We start from the raw sequence: 16,543 nt of genomic DNA, 5'->3' as shown, positions 1-16,543 counted from the left end.
ATTGAACATTAAACTTTGAATTTTACAATATGAAATGTGGAATTGTAGGCCTTCCGAATGTAGGTAAATCAACTCTTTTTAACTGCTTAAGCAATGCTAAAGCGCAGTCAGCAAACTATCCTTTCTGTACCATAGAACCGAACTTAGGAACGGTATCTGTACCGGATCAGAGGCTATTTGAGCTGGAAAAATTAGTTAATCCGGAGAGAGTATTACCGGCTGTAGTTGAAATCGTTGACATTGCTGGTCTTGTAAAAGGGGCAAGCAAAGGAGAAGGATTGGGAAATCAGTTCTTGGCCAATATCCGCGAATGTGAAGCGATTATCCATGTTTTAAGATGTTTTGATAACGGTAACATCATCCACGTTGAAGGTTCTGTAGATCCGATGAGAGATAAAGAAATTATCGACATCGAGTTACAGTTGAAAGACCTTGAAACAGTAGGAAAAGCGGTTGATAAAGCTAAAAAATTCATCAAATCCGGAAAGAAAGACGATATCCTGGTCTATGAAACCCTTCAAAATCTGGAGAAGTTTATTGAGGACGGGAAAAATGCAAGAGAATTTCCTGTTAATGATATGACTCAGGCTATTATTGATGATATCCAGCTTTTAACCAAAAAGCCGGTATTATATGTGTGCAACGTAGACGAAAACTCTATCAAAAACGGAAACGAATGGATAGAAAGGATCGAAACGATGGCTAAAAGCGAAGGAGCAGAAGTGGTGGTATTGGCAGCACAGATCGAGGCAGACATCAATGAACTTGAAACGTTTGAAGAGAGAGAAATCTTCCTTGACGAGCTTGGTCTTAAAGAGCCTGGAGTAAACCGTCTGATCAGAAAAGCGTACGACTTATTGAAACTTCAGACGTACTTTACAGCTGGTGTGAAAGAAGTGAGAGCATGGACGATCGGGCAGGGTTGGACAGCGCCTCAGGCGGCAGGTGTGATCCACACAGATTTCGAAAAAGGGTTTATCCGTGCAGAAGTGATCAAGTACAATGACTATGTAACGTATGGTTCTGAAGTAAAAATAAAAGAAGCCGGAAAACTTTCTGTAGAAGGTAAAGAATATATCGTTCAGGATGGGGACGTCATGCACTTTAGATTCAACGTATAAGAATATATTAAAGTTCGTTATAAGAAAAACGCTTCCCAATCTATACGGGAAGCGTTTTTTGCTTAAATAATCACTCTTTTAGGGAGCGGTTATTTCATATTATTTCTTGTTTTTAGAATAAACGATCAATAGGATCTATTATAATCAACTGGCACTGCTGTTCTGCACAGCCTCTTCCATATTTCATGCATTCTCCTGTAGCTGGATCAATGCACATCTCCTTTCCGCCAACAATTGTTCTTAATTCTCTTTTGTTCAGTTTTTTTAAATTTTTCATGATCTTTTATTTTTAGTGAATTAGTTTAGGAAATATTCACATATCATTTAATGAAGAAAATATATACTAAATTATATGTGATGTCTAAAAGGACAGAAAAAAACCATCCAGCTAGTGAGCGGTTTTTTAATTCTTTATTAAGGCTCTATTCCGGGTCTGCATTGCAGCTGTGCACAGCCGATTGATATTTTTCTACAACCTCCGGTCATAGGATCAATGCAGTCCATTAATCCACCGGTAATACTTCTTAACTGTTTTTTGTTCAGTTTTTTTCCTTTTGGTAAATCTTGATTTTTCATTGTTTGATTTTTAGTGAGTTAGTTTAAAAACTAAGGTAATAAAAATATTGACATGTATATCACTTCATGAAGAAAAAAGAGAACTATTTTTTTCATTTTCAAATCCTGCGAACTTTGTATATTTGAATTTTACAAACCGTCAGTTATGGAAAAGATCGCACATGCATCCCTTGAAGATTTTTATAAAGAGATGGCCGCCAAACTCGGAAAAGACCTTGAAAGTATTTTTCCAACAGGGCTCCATAAAGATATCGGACACTTTAACGTATTCGATATCAGACAAACGATAGAAAGGGCAAAAATAACTTCGGAAATGCCCTACAACAGGAGAAAATACTATAAAATCAGTTTGATCAGGGGACGAAACAGAGCAGAATATGCAGACAAAATCATTGCCATTAAGAAAAATGCTTTACTGTTTGCCACTCCCAAAGTACCGTACCACTGGGTGCCCGAAGATCCGGATCAAACGGGAAGTTTCTGTGTGTTTACAGAAGACTTTTTTATTAAAGCACAATCTCAGTTCTCATTAGAAGAATTACCCATATTTCAGCCGGGAAATATTCCGGTATTTGAAATTGAAGATGAGTTGGCAGACGAAATAGAAGCACTTTTTGCCAGGATAAAAAAAGAAATAGCTTCCGATTATGTTTTCAAATATGATCTGATCAGAAACTACGTCCTGGAACTGATCCACTATGGGCAGAAGCTGCAGCCTGCCGCAAAACTCTCTGCTTCAAATGATGCTTCGCTAAGGGTAGTCTCATTATTCATAGAACTTCTGGAGCGGCAGTTTCCCATTGAATCCTCAGAACAGAGGTTGCAGATGAAAACAGCAAAAGATTATGCGGATCGTCTTGCCGTGCATGTGAATTATTTGAACAAAAAATTAAAAGAAAGTACCGGAAAGACAACCACTGAACTGATTGCAGACCGTATGATTCAGGAAGCTAAAATTCTGCTGCGACAGACCAAATGGAATGTTTCTGAGATTTCCTACGCATTGGGTTTTGAAGAATTGGCCCACTTTTCCAATTTTTTTAAAAGAAAAACATCATTTACCCCAATGGAATTTCGCTCATGATTTGAATTTTGCAAATTTCAGATTGATTCAGGCAACCGTTTCTTATGCAGAATTTTCCAACTTTGTACCATTAAATATGTAAAATAAATAATATAAAAAGATGAATACAAAAACAAAAATTGCACTTGTAACCGGCGGAAGCCGCGGACTTGGAAAAAATGCAGCCCTTAAGATCGCTCAAAAAGGATTAGATGTTATCATTACTTATAAAAGCAGCAAAGAAGAAGCAGATGCTGTAGTTAACGAAATACAGGCAATGGGTCAGAAAGCCTCTGCTTATCAGTTGGATACCAGAGATGTAAAAAGCTTTGATGCATTTGTGAAAAAGATTACCGATCATTTGGAAACTGAAACGGGAAGCTCAACCATTGATTTTCTTATCAACAATGCCGGAACAGCTTTATATTCTCCTCTTGTGGAAACTACAGAAGAGCAGTTTGATGATATGGTCAATGTCCACATCAAAGGGGTTTTCTTTCTGACCCAGAAAATGATTCCTTTCATCAATGATGGTGGCGGAATTATTAATATCTCATCAGGACTGGCAAGATTTGCCCTGCCGGGATCATCCGTTTACGGTTCTATGAAGGCAGGAGTTGAAATGCTGACCAGATACATGGCAAAAGAATTGGGACCGCGTAAGATCAAAGCTAATGTTATTGCACCGGGAGCTATTGAAACCGATTTCGGAGGTGGAAGAACCAGAGACGATCAAAACGTAAATTCAATGATCTCCAATAGTACAGCTTTAGGAAGAGCCGGACTTCCGGATGATATCGGAGGCGTAGTAGCTTTCCTGTGTACAGAAGATGCAGGCTGGATCAACGGACAGAGAATTGAGGCTTCCGGAGGAATGTTTTTATAGCAGAAGAAATTGTAAGGTAGATTTATTTGCTTGTATTATTGCGAAGTGCGAAGCAACGAAGCAATCTTCATTTCACATACAACCAGTTCTGAAAAAGGACTGGTTTTTTTATTTTTTCTTTTCCATTTAAACCATTCACCTTTTTACTACCTTTAATATCCACAAAGTTCCAAAATATGCTTAAAGAATTTTTTGAACAGTTTCCCTATGCTCTTTTCGGACTAGAAGTTCTTTATCTTGTTGGAATTATCTTTCTGGCAGGTAAGATTATCATGGATACCAGGAATGCGAGTAAGACACTGGCTTATCTCATGCTGATCATTTTTTTTCCCGGGGTGGGAGTGATCATCTACTTTGTTTTTGGCGTCAACTACAGAAAAAATAAATTCTATACTTTTAAAATAGAACGCAACGAACAGATTTATAAGGCGGTAAGTTCCTACATCCGGGAAACTCATCATAAAACCCTGGAAAGCCATAAAGAGCAGATGGAGCAATTTTCGACAACGGTCAATTTTCTTTATAATGCTGGCCATTCCCCTTTATCGGAGGGAAATTATGCGGAAATACTGATCAATGGAGAAGGTAAATTTGATAAAGTCTTTGAAATTCTTGAAAAAGCAGTTCATCATATCCATCTTGAGTATTATATTTATGATAATGATGGAATAGGAAACAGGCTTGCTGATCTGCTGATCAAAAAGGCAGGAGAGGGCGTAAAAGTCCGTTTTCTGTATGATGATATGGGGAGTGGGAAAATTGGAAGGAAACTGTTGAAAAGACTTAAGGAAGTTGGAATAGAAGTATCTCCAGTTAATAAAATCACATTCAGGCTTCTGGCCAACAGGGTCAATTACAGGGATCACAGAAAGATCATTATTGTAGACGGAGCAGAAGTTTTTACAGGAGGAATCAATGTTTCGGATAAATATATTAATCCTAATCCCAAGCAGTATTGGAGGGATGTTCATCTGTATATGAAGGGAGAGGCTGCTTTTTATTTTCAGTTTTTATTTTTCAGCAATTGGATCTTTGCAACAGAGAAAATACCTGAGATCTCCCAGCTTTATTTTAAAAAAACAGGGGAGGCTGGTACTTCCCTTATTCAAACGGCAGCCAGCGGACCGGATACCAAACCTTCTATTATGCTGAGTACCACATCGGCAGTGCTTTCAGCCAAAAAAAGGATATATATTGTGACCCCTTATTTTATTCCGGTTGAAACCGTATTCGACGCGATCAAGCAGGCCGCACTTTCCGGAGTGGATGTAAGGTTGATGGTTCCTAAATCCGGTGATTCTGTAGTGGTCAATGCGGCAGCTTATTCTTATTATGAAGAGCTTTTGGAGAATAATGTGAGGGTTTTCTTTTACAAAAAAGGGTTTATCCATGCTAAAACGATGCTTATCGATGATGTTTTTTCATCCGTTGGAACAGCCAATATGGATGTCAGAAGTCAGGAGCTGAATTTTGAGGTCAACGCTTTGATTTTTGACCAAAAGATCAACGGAAAACTTCAGGACCTGTTTCATGAAGATATGAATGACTGCGAGGAAATTCTCCTTGATTCATGGAAGAAAAGGCCAAAATACAAAGTCTTCTTTGAACATCTGGCCAGGCTGCTTTCTCCGCTTATCTAAAGACTTAGAGTTTGGAAAGGTTTTCTATTGCCCTTTCTAAAGTTTCCTGTTTTTTCGCAAAACACAATCTGATGACGTGATCATTTCTCTTGTTTTTATAAAACGATGAAAAAGGAACACTCGCCACTTTATGATTAATCGTCAGCTCAGAAGCGAAATCAAAATCATTCTTATCAGAAATTTTATCATAGGTAAGCGCTTGGAAATAGGTTCCTTCACAATCCAGAAGACCAAAAGATGTTCCGGCAAGTCCTTTTCTCAGAAAATCTCTTTTTTCCTGGAAGAAAGTATTCAGATAATTATAATGTTCGTCATTTTTCATGTATTCTGCCAGAGCAAGCTGAATAGGGGTGTTTACACAGAAAACATTGAACTGATGTACCTTCCTGAATTCGTCGGTGAGATTTTTGGGAGCGGCACAGTAGCCTGTTTTCCAACCTGTAACATGAAATAGCTTTCCAAATGAGGCCACAAGAAGACTTCTTTCCTTAAGTTCAGGGTATTGACAGATGCTTAAATGCTGTTTTCCGTCGAAGACAATATTTTCATAGACTTCATCACTTAGAATAAGGATGGGAGTATCTTTTACAATCTTCACCAATTCCTGCAGGTCATTTTCCTTTAAGATCTTTCCGGAAGGATTGTTCGGATTATTCAGGATGATCATTTTGGTTTTGGCACTTACCAGACCGTTTACCGTATTCCAGTCGATCTCATAATCCGGAGCTTTCATTTCAAAACGTTTTACAATACCTCCGAAAAGCTCTACGGTAGGCTCATAACAGTCATAAGCCGGTTCAAAGATAATCACTTCATCATCTTTTTTCACAAAGGTAGCAATAGCTGTAAAAATAGCCTGGGTTCCTCCTGCCGTAACCGTTATTTCAGAATCCGGATGATATATTGCCTGGTGGCTGTTCTCAATTTTTCTGGCGATCTCTTCCTTTAAGGGCATCATTCCTCCCAGCGGAGCATATTGATTAAATCCTTTTCTGATAAAGTGGTCTACGTGGTCCAGCAGTTCAGAGTCCGGCATGAAATCAGGAAATCCCTGAGAAAGGTTGATAGCTTCATTTTCATTGGCAAGCTGCGTCATCTGGCTGAAAATGGTAGTTCCTACATTAGAAAGTTTAGATAAAGGAAGTTGTATCATGAAGATCAATTTTATGTACCCGAATTTAATTTATTTTTTGCAATCATGAAACAGGATTCTATAAAAAAGAGTACTTCTTTTGTGAGGCGTTGCTCAAAGAGAAAAGACCTGCGGATATATTTTAACAGAAAGCTGAGATTGCTCACTTCTTTTATGCAGAAAGACACTTAGATTTGTGAGAACAAAGACTAAATTACCTTAAAATCAGCACCATGAAGATTAAGAAAACTGAATTTCCCGAAGGATCTGTTTTATCAACAGAAAAAATAATATTTGACTATACAGACAGCTTTAAAGGAGAGGTATTGGATACTGAAGGAAATATAGGTACGACAGAAATTGGAAGGGCTTTTTTCACCAGCACGCCTCAATGGGGGAAGAAAATGTTCGCTTTCAGAAACAGTATTGTTAAAATGTTCGGACTGAAAACCGGAACAGACCACAGCATGGCACAAGCGCCGGACGATTTTAAACTTGAAGTAGGAGAGAAGGTCGGAATTTTCAAGATATTTGATAAGACTGACAACGAAATTATCATGGGTGAGAATGATAAACATCTTGATTTCAGGGTTTCTATTCTTTATGATAAAGCACAGGGGAGCCGTAAAACAAACTTTTTAACGATTTCTACTACGGTGAAATACCACAATTGGATGGGGATATTATATTTTCTTCCGGTTCGTCCTTTTCATCAGCTAATTGTCCCGGCTATGCTCAAAAAGATGATTGGAAAACTGGAAGGAAAATAAAAAGAAAGGAGCGGAATTCCGGGTACCTGCTTTTATTCGAAGAGAATCTCGAGGCTTGCCTCGGGGTCAAAAGAGGAAAAGTTTGAAAAACGGATGGTTTTTCATAAAACTAAAAATAGAATCTCTTCCATTGAATCTCGGGCTCTGCCCGGGGATCATTTATTATTGAAATGCTTAAATTCTTTTCCGTCAAACCGAAACATCCCGTTATCACTTCCCACCCAAAGAAATCCATTCCGGTCCTGGCTGACAGAGTAGGTATATGAATTATTCAGGCCATCCTCTTCATTATAATTGACCATTCCAGGAATTTGCGCAAAAAATAACGATGAGGATAACAAAATGAAAGAAAATAAGAAGAAAAGAGTTATTTTTTTCACCTGATATTGAATAATAGCGTAAATATATAATTTGATTAATAATAACGCAATGTTTAAGATTGAATATTGGCAAAAATCGAATTGAAAAAATTCGGATATTTTTGTACAATTTCGTACTTTTGTATGTTTGCTGAAATCATATATGTCACAAGAAATAAATCCAATCTACTCCGAAGATAATATCAGAACCCTCGACTGGCAGGAACACATCCGTCTGCGCCCCGGAATGTACATAGGGAAGCTCGGAGACGGCTCCTCTGCAGACGACGGTATTTACATTCTCCTGAAAGAAATTCTGGACAACTCTATCGATGAGTTCAGAATGAGGTCAGGGAAAAGAATTGAAATAAAAGTGGATGATGGTAAAGTCAGTATCCGTGACTTTGGTCGTGGAATTCCGCTGGGAAAGGTAGTAGATGCCGTTTCTAAAATGAATACGGGAGGTAAATATGACAGTAAAGCCTTCAAGAAATCGGTAGGGTTAAATGGAGTAGGTACCAAAGCCGTAAACGCGCTTTCGGAGTATTTCCGAGTAAGATCCTTCCGTGAAGGAAAAATGAAGATGGCGGAGTTTTGCAGAGGAATCATCACAGAAAACTATGAGGAAAAAGACACTTCAGACCGAAACGGTACTGAAATCTCTTTCATTCCTGATGGTGAGATCTTCCTTCATTTCAAATACAGAAAAGAATATATAGAAAAAATGCTGCGTAATTACGCGTATCTGAATCCGGGATTGAAAATTCTTTTCAACGGAGAGACCTATTATTCTGAAAACGGGCTTAAAGACCTTCTGGAAGAAGAAATGGAAAATGAAATTCTGTATTCCATCGTTCACCTGAAAGATACCGATATAGAGTTGGCGATTACCCATTCTGACAAATCACAGACAGAAACCTATTTCTCTTTCGTAAACGGACAGAATACCACGCAGGGAGGAACGCACCTTAATGCTTTCCGCGAAGCGTATGTAAAGACGATAAGGGAATTTTTTAATAAAAATTTCGATGCCTCAGATATCCGGAAATCTATCATTGCAGCGATCTCTATCAATGTAGAAGAACCTGTATTTGAATCCCAGACGAAAACAAAACTGGGATCTAATGATATGGGCCCGAACGGACCTACCGTAAGAACATTTATCATTGATTTCCTAAAAAGTAAACTAGACAATTTCCTTCATAAAAACCCTGAAATTGCAGAAGCTATCCAAAGAAAGATTATGATCTCCGAAAGAGAGAGAAAAGAACTTTCAGGAATCCAGAAACTGGCAAGGGAAAGAGCCAAAAAAGTGTCTCTGCATAATAAAAAACTCCGTGACTGCAGGCAACATTATAACGACCAGAAAAATGAAAGAAAAGGGGAGACCCAGATCTTCATTACCGAAGGAGACTCTGCATCCGGATCCATCACAAAATCCAGAGATGTAGAAACCCAGGCTGTATTCTCATTGAAAGGAAAACCGCTGAACTGCTACGGACTGACGAAAAAAGTAGTCTACGAAAATGAGGAATTCAACCTTCTCCAGGCTGCTTTGAATATTGAAGAAAGCCTTGAGGACCTAAGATACAATCAGGTCATTATATCTACCGATGCCGATGTGGATGGAATGCACATCCGTCTTTTGATGATCACATTCTTCCTTCAGTTCTTCCCGGATCTGATCAAGAATGGTCACCTGTATATTCTGCAGACACCGTTGTTCAGGGTAAGAAATAAAAAAGAAACAAGATACTGCTATTCCGAAGTGGAAAGAATCAAAGCTTTGAATGAGCTTGGGAAAAACCCGGAGATCACCCGATTTAAGGGACTTGGAGAGATTTCTCCTGATGAGTTCAAACATTTCATCGGAAAAGACATTCGCCTGGAACCTGTTGTAATAGGCAAAGACCAGACCATAGACCAGTTGCTGGAGTTCTATATGGGTAAAAATACCCCGGACAGACAGTTATTTATCCTTGAAAACTTGGTAGTGGAAGACACTGATATTGATAAGAAGGAGATGTTGGATGAAGCAGCAGATTAAAAACCCAACTAATAAATATAAAACCGAAAATGAGACTTAACAACCGCAATAAAGCTTCAGTTTATAATTTTGTACATACGATGCTGCTGATGTTGGTTATATTTGGGATTTCCGCATTTTTACTGAACGAATACCGGTTTCATGCTGTGGGAAAAGAAAGTTATATCCTTCTTGTTCTTCCGATCTTAATGCTGGTAGTTTTTCACCTGAACGGCAGACAGATCTTTGAATATGACAGTGATGGAGAAGCCCTGAACTTCAAGAACAGCAATATTATTCCTTTCCTGGACAGGCCACTTCACGATGAATTTCCGAAGTATAAACTGATCAGCTATGAGATCGTCACTGTTTTCTTTATCAAAAGATTATACATTACCATCTCAAGTAAAAACAGCGGTTCTACCATACTCAAATATGAAATATCCTATTTGAGCCAAAAAGAAGTAAACGATTTAAAAATCTCTCTGAACAAAGTAGTGAAAGCTAATGAAGAGAAAAATGATTAAAAACAGATGACGACAGAAGAAAACTCGCACGAAGGTGAGAGCTTGAAAAAAGTCTCAGGACTTTATAAAGACTGGTTTCTGGACTATGCTTCCTATGTAATTCTGGACAGAGCAATTCCTTCTGTCTATGATGGGCTAAAGCCTGTTCAGAGAAGGATCATGCACTCTATGCGGGAACTGGAAGATGGCCGTTACAACAAAGTAGCCAATATTGTAGGAAATACCATGAAATATCACCCGCACGGTGATGCTTCCATTACCGATGCCATGGTACAGATCGGCCAAAAAGAGCTCTTGATAGATACTCAGGGAAACTGGGGAAATATCTATACCGGAGACTCTGCAGCTGCGGCAAGATATATTGAAGCCAGGCTGACCCCTTTCGCATTGGAAGTAGTATTTAATCCAAAAACGACAGAATGGGCCAAGTCCTACGACGGCAGAAATAATGAACCTATTGATCTTCCCGTTAAATTCCCGTTGCTTCTTGCACAGGGAGTGGAAGGAATTGGGGTAGGGCTTTCTACGAAAATTCTTCCTCATAATTTCAATGAACTGATCAATGCATCTGTCGCCCACTTAAAAGGAAAGAAATTTGAACTGTTTCCCGACTTTTTAACGGCAGGATATCTTGATGTTTCCGAATATAATGACGGACACAGAGGAGGAAAAGTAAGAGCGAGAGCCAGAATTACCCATACCGACAAGCACATGCTGGTGATCTCAGAGCTTCCTTTCTCAAAAACAACAAGCGACCTGATTGATTCTATCCTGAAGGCCAATGAAAAAGGAAAGATCAAGATCAAAAAAATAGAGGATAATACATCCGATAAGGTAGAAATCCTTATCCATCTTCATAATGATGTGTCGCCGGACAAGACCATTGATGCACTGTATGCTTTCACAGACTGTCAGGTGACCATTTCTCCGAATGCATGTGTGATCGTTGGGGATAAGCCTATGTTTATGAATGTTTCTGACATTCTGAAAATGAATACGGAACACACTGTTTCGCTGCTTAAAAAAGAGTTGGAAATAGAACTTCATGAACTTCAGGAAAGCTGGCATTTTTCTTCACTGGAAAGGATCTTCATAGAAAACAGAATCTATCATGATATTGAAGAAGTAAAGACCTGGGAAGATGTTATTAAAACTATTGATAAAGGTTTAAAACCACATACCAAGCATCTTTTAAGAGCGGTAACGGAAGAAGATATTTTAAAACTGACCGAGATCAGGATCAAGAGAATTTCAAGATTCGATTTAGATAAATTTAAAGAAAATATAGCAGCCCTTGAAGGCAAAATAGAGCAGGTAAAATACAATCTTGCCCATCTGATTGCTTATGCAATTGATTATTATTTAAATATTCAGAAGAAATACGGAAAAGACAAAGAAAGAAAGACCGAGCTTAGAATTTTTGATACCATTGATGCAACAAAAGTAGCGGTGGCCAATGAGAAATTCTACGCCAATTTTGAAGAAGGTTTTATCGGTACCTCTCTGAAAAAAGACCAGTATCTGTTTGACTGTTCGGATATTGATGATATCATTATATTCAGAAAGGATGGAACGATGAAAGTCGTAAAGGTAGATGCTAAAATTTTCGTCGGAAAAGACCTCCTGAGCGTTGCCATATGGAAGAAAAACGACAAAAGAACGGTCTATAACATGATCTACCGCGAAGGCAGGGACGGACCGTACTATATGAAACGTTTTTCTGTGACTGCGGTGACCAGAAACACAGACTATCCGCTGGCTTCTGATAAAAAAGGTTCCGAAGTCCTGTATTTCTCTGCCAATCCTAACGGGGAAGCAGAAACGGTGAGTGTTCTTTTAAAACCGAATCCGAGAATCAGGAAAAACAAAATGGAAATCGATTTTTCCGATCTTGCGATCAAAGGAAGAGACTCCAAAGGAAATCTGGTGACCAAATATTCCGTAAAAAAGGTGGATATGAAAGAGGAAGGCGTTTCTACGTTAGCTCCAAGAAGAATCTGGTTTGATGATACGGTAAGAAGATTGAATGCTGATGCCCGCGGAACTCTTTTAGGCAGTTTCAAAGGAGATGACAGAATTCTAACCATTAATACAAACGGTGAAGTGAAACTGGTTTCTTTCGATCTGGGGAACCGCTTCGATGATGAATACCTGGTGCTGGAGAAATGGAAACCGGAACAGCCCGTAACATGTATCTATTACGACGGAGAAAAAGATATGTATTTTATCAAGAGATTCCTGTTGGAAAATACGGTGAATCTGCAAACTTTTATGCCATCGGAACACCCGAAATCATTCATAGAAAATGTAATTGTAGCCAACGGGGCTTCAGCAGAGATCATCTTCGCTAAAGATAAAGGGAAAGACCGCGATGTTGAAACGATAGATCTTGATGAATTTATTACCGTAAAAGGAATCAAAGCTATTGGAAACCAGTTTACGAAATTTAAAGTGAAAACCATCAACATCACCATCCCGGAACCTGTAGAAGAGGAGCCGGAAGTGTATGAAGAGCCGGAAACCGGAGACGGTATTGTGGATGATGACCGGACCGTAATCGGAGATCTCTTTGAAACCGATGAACCAGAAAATTAAGAATTTAAATTATGAATATTCTAATCGTATTTATTATCATTACGGCTATTATTAGTTTCGTTGCCTTCAACAATCTTGGTATTACTGAGAAATATAAATTCAGTGTAGGATCAATTCTGAACAGGAAAGAGTACATCCGTCTTCTTTCATCAGGATTTCTTCATGCAGACATCATGCACCTGGTGTTTAACATGATGACGCTGTATTTCTTTGGACCCATTGTTATTCAGACTTTCGGAAATATAGGTTTCGCCATCGTATATCTGGGCTCTATATTGCTTGGGAATTTTCTGTCGCTTTATATTTACCAGAAGCAGCCTTGGTATTCTGCCGTAGGAGCAAGTGGAGGAGTTTCGGGAATATTATTTGCCTCAATAGCCATGAATCCTCAGATTGGTATCTACATCTTCTTTATTCCGATTCCGGTTAAGGGATATATTTTCGGACTGCTCTATTTCGGGTATTCCGTATATATGATGCTGAATCCGAAACAGCATGATAATATAGGACATGCCGCCCACCTCGGAGGAGCTTTTCTCGGATTGATTTATGCAGTAGTTACAGCTCCCGATATTGCACTGCATAATGCTCTCTATTTGGGAATTATGTCGCTGCCTTTAATCTATCTGGGTTATGAAATTTTTGTCAGGAAGAGAATAGGATAAAAACTATCTTTACTATAAATGTCAAAACCAATGAACACATCAGAATTAAACCGCTTCATCGTTATATTAATCTATGGTTCATTGGTTTTGCTTTCTCTGTTGACACTGTCCAATCCTTTACGGGTGAACAGGAAAGCCAATTTCTGGTTTGGGATATTTCTTTTTTTATGGTCGAGTTTCTGGCTGGATGAAGTACTTACATTGGTTAAGGAGTCTCCAATTGAGATTCATTCCATCATTTCAGTTCAGATCATACAGTTTCTCACCCCGATTATGTTCTATTTTAGTGTGTTATTTTACACCAATCCATCATTTAAATTTAAAATTTCAGACCTAAAGTATTTGATTCTTCCGGTTATTTTTTGGATCAACATTATATTGCAACGTTTTGGTGGATTTGAGGATAACAGCATTTTTAATTATGTCTTTATTGGATTAATTCTTTTCCAGGCTTTATTCTATACCGGTCTTTCATACTTTACGATCCGAAGACATAAAAAAAGAATTCAGCAGTTTTCTGCCAATACGGAAGGCATCAATCTGAACTGGCTCGAATATATCACCGTCATCATTTTCATCATCAATATTATCTATGTTGTTTATAATTTATCCTACGATTCTAAAGCCCTAAATTTTTTCATTAACACCGCTTTTCTGCTGGTTATTTATTTTGTGGGGTATTATTCGTTAAAACAAAAGGAAATCTATCCTTTAGAAGAAAAACAACGCGAAGAACTTATTTCGATAGACGAAAATCCGGAAGCAGCAGAAGTAAAGAAAAAACTGATCTCCGACGAAGAGGTAAGTAAAATCAAAAACCAGCTGGAAGAGATTATGACTCAACAGAAACCTTATCTCGATAGTGAGCTTAACCTGATCCGTCTTTCTGAACTTTTATCTATTTCTACCCATCATCTGTCCTACGTGATCAATACCGGATTTAAAAAGAATTTTTTCCAGTATGTGAATGAATACAGAATCGATTACGCCAAAAAACTTCTCAAGGATTCCCGGAGTAAACTGTCGATTTTGGGAATTGCCTACGAATCCGGATTCAATTCCAAGACTTCTTTCAATACCACCTTTAAAAAACTAATCGATCAGACCCCTTCCGAATATAAAAATGGTTCTGATTTATAAATCTTAACGTTTTTGTTTTGTTAACTTGCTTTAATTCAGTTTGTTGTATTTTTGTTTTTTTAATTTTAAAATAGGTTCACTCAGATAATCCTGAACATTCAAAGACCCTTTTGAGGATAGCTTTGTACCATAAAATTGTATTATGGATACCAAAGAATCATATGCGGTCGTAACGGGAGCAAGTCAGGGACTGGGAAAAGCGTTTGCAGAAAACCTGGCCAGCAAAAACATCAATGTTGTTCTGGTAAGCCTGCCGGGCCAGCATTTGAAAGAACTTTCCCAAAAGCTTGAAGAAACCTATCAGATCAAGGCACAGTACTATGAAGTAGACCTTTCCGTGAACGAAAATGTCATGAAACTTACCGAATGGCTGAACCAGTCATTTGAAATTCATATTTTGATTAATAATGCCGGACTTGGCGGGACCAAAAAGTTTATAGATGCATCGCCAGCTTATATCAATACAATCCTTCAGGTGAATGTAGCAGCAACATCACTGATTACACACCAGCTACTTCCTAATCTTTTGCGGCAGCCGAAAGCCTATATTTTAAATGTATCCAGTATGGCAGCCTTTTCACCGATCGGTTTCAAAACGGTATATCCGGCTTCCAAAACTTTTATCCATTCGTTCTCAAGAGGGCTTCATGAAGAATTGAAAGATACCAATGTTTTTGTAAGTGTTGTGAATCCCGGTGCAATGAAAACGAATATTGATGTCTGCAAAAGAATTGAAAAACAGGGTGTTTTGGGAAGACTTACCCTTCTGGATCCGAACAAAGTCGCTGCCTACTGCATCAGGCAACTTTTTAAAAAAGATTCAGTTATTATGGTGAATCCCATCAGCTGGCTCGTTATGAAGTTGCTGCCGATATGGATCAAGCTGCCTCTGATGACCAGTGCCATAAAAAAAGAAATTGAAGCATGAAAAAAGTTTTCGTGACCGGAGCCACAGGGCTTCTGGGTGCTAATACCGTTATTAAATTACTACAATATGATTATTCTGTTATTGCTCTGGTTCGTAAAAAAAGCAGCTGGATGGGTGAAGAAAATAAAAATCTCAGATTCATAGAAGGAGATCTGTTCTCGGATATTTCAGAATATTTACAGGAGGTAGATACCATCATTCATATAGCGGCAGAAACCAGCCAGGATTTGTTGTGTTATGAGGATTATAAAAAGATTAATTATGATGCAACCGTTCATTTATGGGCACAGGCTGCAGCTGCTGAAGTGGAAAAATTCCTGTTTGTGAGCACAGCCAATACTTTAGGATATGGAAAATCTGGTGTTCCGGGTAGTGAAAATACGCCTCAGTTTTGCCCTTTTACCCATTCTTATTATGCACAAAGCAAACTGGAAGCAGAGAACTATCTTCTTCAACAAAACAGAGGAACGAAGATCGTTATTGTAAATCCGACTTTCATGATTGGGGCCTACGACCGTAAGCCCAGTTCGGGAAAGATGGTCTTTTGGGCATGGGAAAAGAAGCTTGTTTTTTATCCGAAAGGCGGCAAGAACTTTGTTCACGCGGAAGATGCAGCCGAAGGACTGATAAAAGCAATTGAAAATGGTAAAAACGGCGAGAAATATCTTTTAGCCAATGAAAACCTTACCTATAAAGAGTTTTTCAAAAAAGTAAATACCATAACCGGACAGGATCCAATAATGATAGCTATTCCAAACAGAGTTTTGAGCTTCCTTGGATGGATAGGGGATGGTTTGAGAAAATTAAAAATTAAAACAAATCTGAGTACCTCCAATATGAAAGCCCTGCAGATCTGTAATTATTATTCTCATCAGAAATCCCTGAAGGAGTTAGGTATTCAATATCAATCCATTGATAAAGCAATCGAAGATGCCATTCAGTATTTTATTAAAAACAATAAACATTGATTTTTGTTCCGTTAAAAATAAAAGAGTCCGTCTCACAACCAGTGAGGCGGATTTTTTTTGTATTTATTCGTTTTTCTTTTGAAGTTTTTTCCAGTTTGAAAAGTGTCTCTTATGCCACTTTCTTTCTTAGGTTGTGAGCTAAAGCAT

The 16,543-nt window shown here is 38.3% G+C and carries 16 protein-coding genes; 12 read left to right on the top strand and 4 right to left on the bottom strand.

The features are described 5' to 3' along the window. The first annotated feature begins 29 nt into the window (after positions 1-29). The gene (gene ychF, locus HHL23_RS08990) at positions 30-1,121 is read left to right on the top strand and encodes a redox-regulated ATPase YchF (protein WP_169234479.1); all 1,092 of its coding nucleotides are present in this window, start codon (positions 30-32) and stop codon (positions 1,119-1,121) included. 112 nt (positions 1,122-1,233) lie between these two features. On the opposite strand, the gene HHL23_RS08985 is transcribed toward ychF, so the two are convergent. Together HHL23_RS08985 and HHL23_RS08980 are read right to left on the bottom strand one after the other, a co-directional pair. Beyond that, positions 1,234-1,398 (bottom strand): bacteriocin-like protein, encoded by a 165-nt coding sequence (locus HHL23_RS08985; protein WP_169234478.1) that lies wholly within the window; start codon positions 1,396-1,398, stop codon positions 1,234-1,236. Between the two features lie 137 nt (positions 1,399-1,535). Continuing rightward, positions 1,536-1,697: a bacteriocin gene (locus tag HHL23_RS08980; RefSeq protein WP_169234477.1), complete on the bottom strand. Its 162-nt coding sequence runs from the start codon at positions 1,695-1,697 to the stop codon at positions 1,536-1,538. A 145-nt stretch (positions 1,698-1,842) separates the two neighbouring features. Here HHL23_RS08980 and HHL23_RS08975 point away from each other — a divergent pair, with 145 nt between their 5' ends. From HHL23_RS08975 to cls, 3 genes are all read left to right on the top strand, one after another. Further along, complete coding sequence (locus HHL23_RS08975; protein WP_169234476.1) at positions 1,843-2,781, top strand: helix-turn-helix domain-containing protein; 939 nt, start codon at positions 1,843-1,845, stop codon at positions 2,779-2,781. A 100-nt stretch (positions 2,782-2,881) separates the two neighbouring features. Next, positions 2,882-3,646 (top strand): SDR family NAD(P)-dependent oxidoreductase, encoded by a 765-nt coding sequence (locus HHL23_RS08970; RefSeq protein WP_169234475.1) that lies wholly within the window; start codon positions 2,882-2,884, stop codon positions 3,644-3,646. A gap of 176 nt (positions 3,647-3,822) precedes the next feature. Beyond that, complete coding sequence (gene cls, locus HHL23_RS08965; protein ID WP_169234474.1) at positions 3,823-5,286, top strand: cardiolipin synthase; 1,464 nt, start codon at positions 3,823-3,825, stop codon at positions 5,284-5,286. A 4-nt stretch (positions 5,287-5,290) separates the two neighbouring features. Here cls and HHL23_RS08960 read toward each other — a convergent pair whose 3' ends face one another. Next, entirely contained in the window at positions 5,291-6,439 is a 1,149-nt protein-coding gene (locus HHL23_RS08960) for a methionine aminotransferase (RefSeq protein ID WP_169234473.1), read from the bottom strand. A 212-nt stretch (positions 6,440-6,651) separates the two neighbouring features. Here HHL23_RS08960 and HHL23_RS08955 point away from each other — a divergent pair, with 212 nt between their 5' ends. Beyond that, the gene (locus HHL23_RS08955; RefSeq protein WP_169234472.1) at positions 6,652-7,188 is read left to right on the top strand and encodes a DUF2867 domain-containing protein; all 537 of its coding nucleotides are present in this window, start codon (positions 6,652-6,654) and stop codon (positions 7,186-7,188) included. A 155-nt stretch (positions 7,189-7,343) separates the two neighbouring features. Here HHL23_RS08955 and HHL23_RS08950 read toward each other — a convergent pair whose 3' ends face one another. After that, positions 7,344-7,490: a two-component regulator propeller domain-containing protein gene (locus HHL23_RS08950; RefSeq protein WP_169234471.1), complete on the bottom strand. Its 147-nt coding sequence runs from the start codon at positions 7,488-7,490 to the stop codon at positions 7,344-7,346. Between the two features lie 220 nt (positions 7,491-7,710). Here HHL23_RS08950 and HHL23_RS08945 point away from each other — a divergent pair, with 220 nt between their 5' ends. The 7 genes from HHL23_RS08945 to HHL23_RS08915 all read left to right on the top strand — a co-directional run bounded on the left by HHL23_RS08945 (position 7,711) and on the right by HHL23_RS08915 (position 16,396). Next, positions 7,711-9,594, top strand: a complete 1,884-nt coding sequence (locus HHL23_RS08945; protein WP_169234470.1) for a DNA topoisomerase IV subunit B — start codon at positions 7,711-7,713, stop codon at positions 9,592-9,594. A gap of 29 nt (positions 9,595-9,623) precedes the next feature. Then, positions 9,624-10,100, top strand: a complete 477-nt coding sequence (locus HHL23_RS08940) for a hypothetical protein (protein WP_169234469.1) — start codon at positions 9,624-9,626, stop codon at positions 10,098-10,100. A gap of 6 nt (positions 10,101-10,106) precedes the next feature. Next, positions 10,107-12,695, top strand: a complete 2,589-nt coding sequence (locus HHL23_RS08935) for a DNA gyrase/topoisomerase IV subunit A (protein WP_169234468.1) — start codon at positions 10,107-10,109, stop codon at positions 12,693-12,695. 11 nt (positions 12,696-12,706) lie between these two features. Beyond that, positions 12,707-13,360: a rhomboid family intramembrane serine protease gene (locus HHL23_RS08930; protein ID WP_169234467.1), complete on the top strand. Its 654-nt coding sequence runs from the start codon at positions 12,707-12,709 to the stop codon at positions 13,358-13,360. Positions 13,361-13,390: 30 nt separating this feature from the next. Beyond that, positions 13,391-14,500, top strand: coding sequence for a helix-turn-helix domain-containing protein (locus HHL23_RS08925; RefSeq protein WP_169234466.1), 1,110 nt, complete (start codon positions 13,391-13,393; stop codon positions 14,498-14,500). Between the two features lie 142 nt (positions 14,501-14,642). Next, on the top strand, positions 14,643-15,428 hold the full coding sequence (locus HHL23_RS08920; RefSeq protein WP_169234465.1) for an SDR family NAD(P)-dependent oxidoreductase: 786 nt from the start codon (positions 14,643-14,645) through the stop codon (positions 15,426-15,428). After that, entirely contained in the window at positions 15,425-16,396 is a 972-nt protein-coding gene (locus HHL23_RS08915; protein ID WP_169234464.1) for an NAD-dependent epimerase/dehydratase family protein, read from the top strand. The genes HHL23_RS08920 and HHL23_RS08915 overlap by 4 nt, the downstream gene beginning before the upstream one ends. Positions 16,397-16,543: the final 147 nt, after the last annotated feature.

Origin of the sequence: Chryseobacterium antibioticum (genome assembly GCF_012927325.1) — a bacterium.
Classification (GTDB): Bacteria; Bacteroidota; Bacteroidia; order Flavobacteriales; family Weeksellaceae; genus Chryseobacterium; species Chryseobacterium antibioticum.
This window is presented reverse-complemented; position numbering and strand designations above follow the sequence as displayed.

Excerpts from the sequence above, each read along its gene's own strand:
- ychF (WP_169234479.1), top strand. The coding sequence starts at position 30 with ATGAAATGTGGAATTGTAGGCCTTCCGAATGTAGGTAAATCAACTCTT.
- HHL23_RS08985 (WP_169234478.1), bottom strand. The coding sequence starts at position 1,398 with ATGAAAAATTTAAAAAAACTGAACAAAAGAGAATTAAGAACAATTGTT.
- HHL23_RS08980 (WP_169234477.1), bottom strand. The coding sequence starts at position 1,697 with ATGAAAAATCAAGATTTACCAAAAGGAAAAAAACTGAACAAAAAACAG.
- HHL23_RS08975 (WP_169234476.1), top strand. The coding sequence starts at position 1,843 with ATGGAAAAGATCGCACATGCATCCCTTGAAGATTTTTATAAAGAGATG.
- HHL23_RS08970 (WP_169234475.1), top strand. The coding sequence starts at position 2,882 with ATGAATACAAAAACAAAAATTGCACTTGTAACCGGCGGAAGCCGCGGA.
- cls (WP_169234474.1), top strand. The coding sequence starts at position 3,823 with ATGCTTAAAGAATTTTTTGAACAGTTTCCCTATGCTCTTTTCGGACTA.
- HHL23_RS08960 (WP_169234473.1), bottom strand. The coding sequence starts at position 6,439 with ATGATACAACTTCCTTTATCTAAACTTTCTAATGTAGGAACTACCATT.
- HHL23_RS08955 (WP_169234472.1), top strand. The coding sequence starts at position 6,652 with ATGAAGATTAAGAAAACTGAATTTCCCGAAGGATCTGTTTTATCAACA.
- HHL23_RS08950 (WP_169234471.1), bottom strand. The coding sequence starts at position 7,490 with ATGGTCAATTATAATGAAGAGGATGGCCTGAATAATTCATATACCTAC.
- HHL23_RS08945 (WP_169234470.1), top strand. The coding sequence starts at position 7,711 with ATGTCACAAGAAATAAATCCAATCTACTCCGAAGATAATATCAGAACC.
- HHL23_RS08940 (WP_169234469.1), top strand. The coding sequence starts at position 9,624 with ATGAGACTTAACAACCGCAATAAAGCTTCAGTTTATAATTTTGTACAT.
- HHL23_RS08935 (WP_169234468.1), top strand. The coding sequence starts at position 10,107 with ATGACGACAGAAGAAAACTCGCACGAAGGTGAGAGCTTGAAAAAAGTC.
- HHL23_RS08930 (WP_169234467.1), top strand. The coding sequence starts at position 12,707 with ATGAATATTCTAATCGTATTTATTATCATTACGGCTATTATTAGTTTC.
- HHL23_RS08925 (WP_169234466.1), top strand. The coding sequence starts at position 13,391 with ATGAACACATCAGAATTAAACCGCTTCATCGTTATATTAATCTATGGT.
- HHL23_RS08920 (WP_169234465.1), top strand. The coding sequence starts at position 14,643 with ATGGATACCAAAGAATCATATGCGGTCGTAACGGGAGCAAGTCAGGGA.
- HHL23_RS08915 (WP_169234464.1), top strand. The coding sequence starts at position 15,425 with ATGAAAAAAGTTTTCGTGACCGGAGCCACAGGGCTTCTGGGTGCTAAT.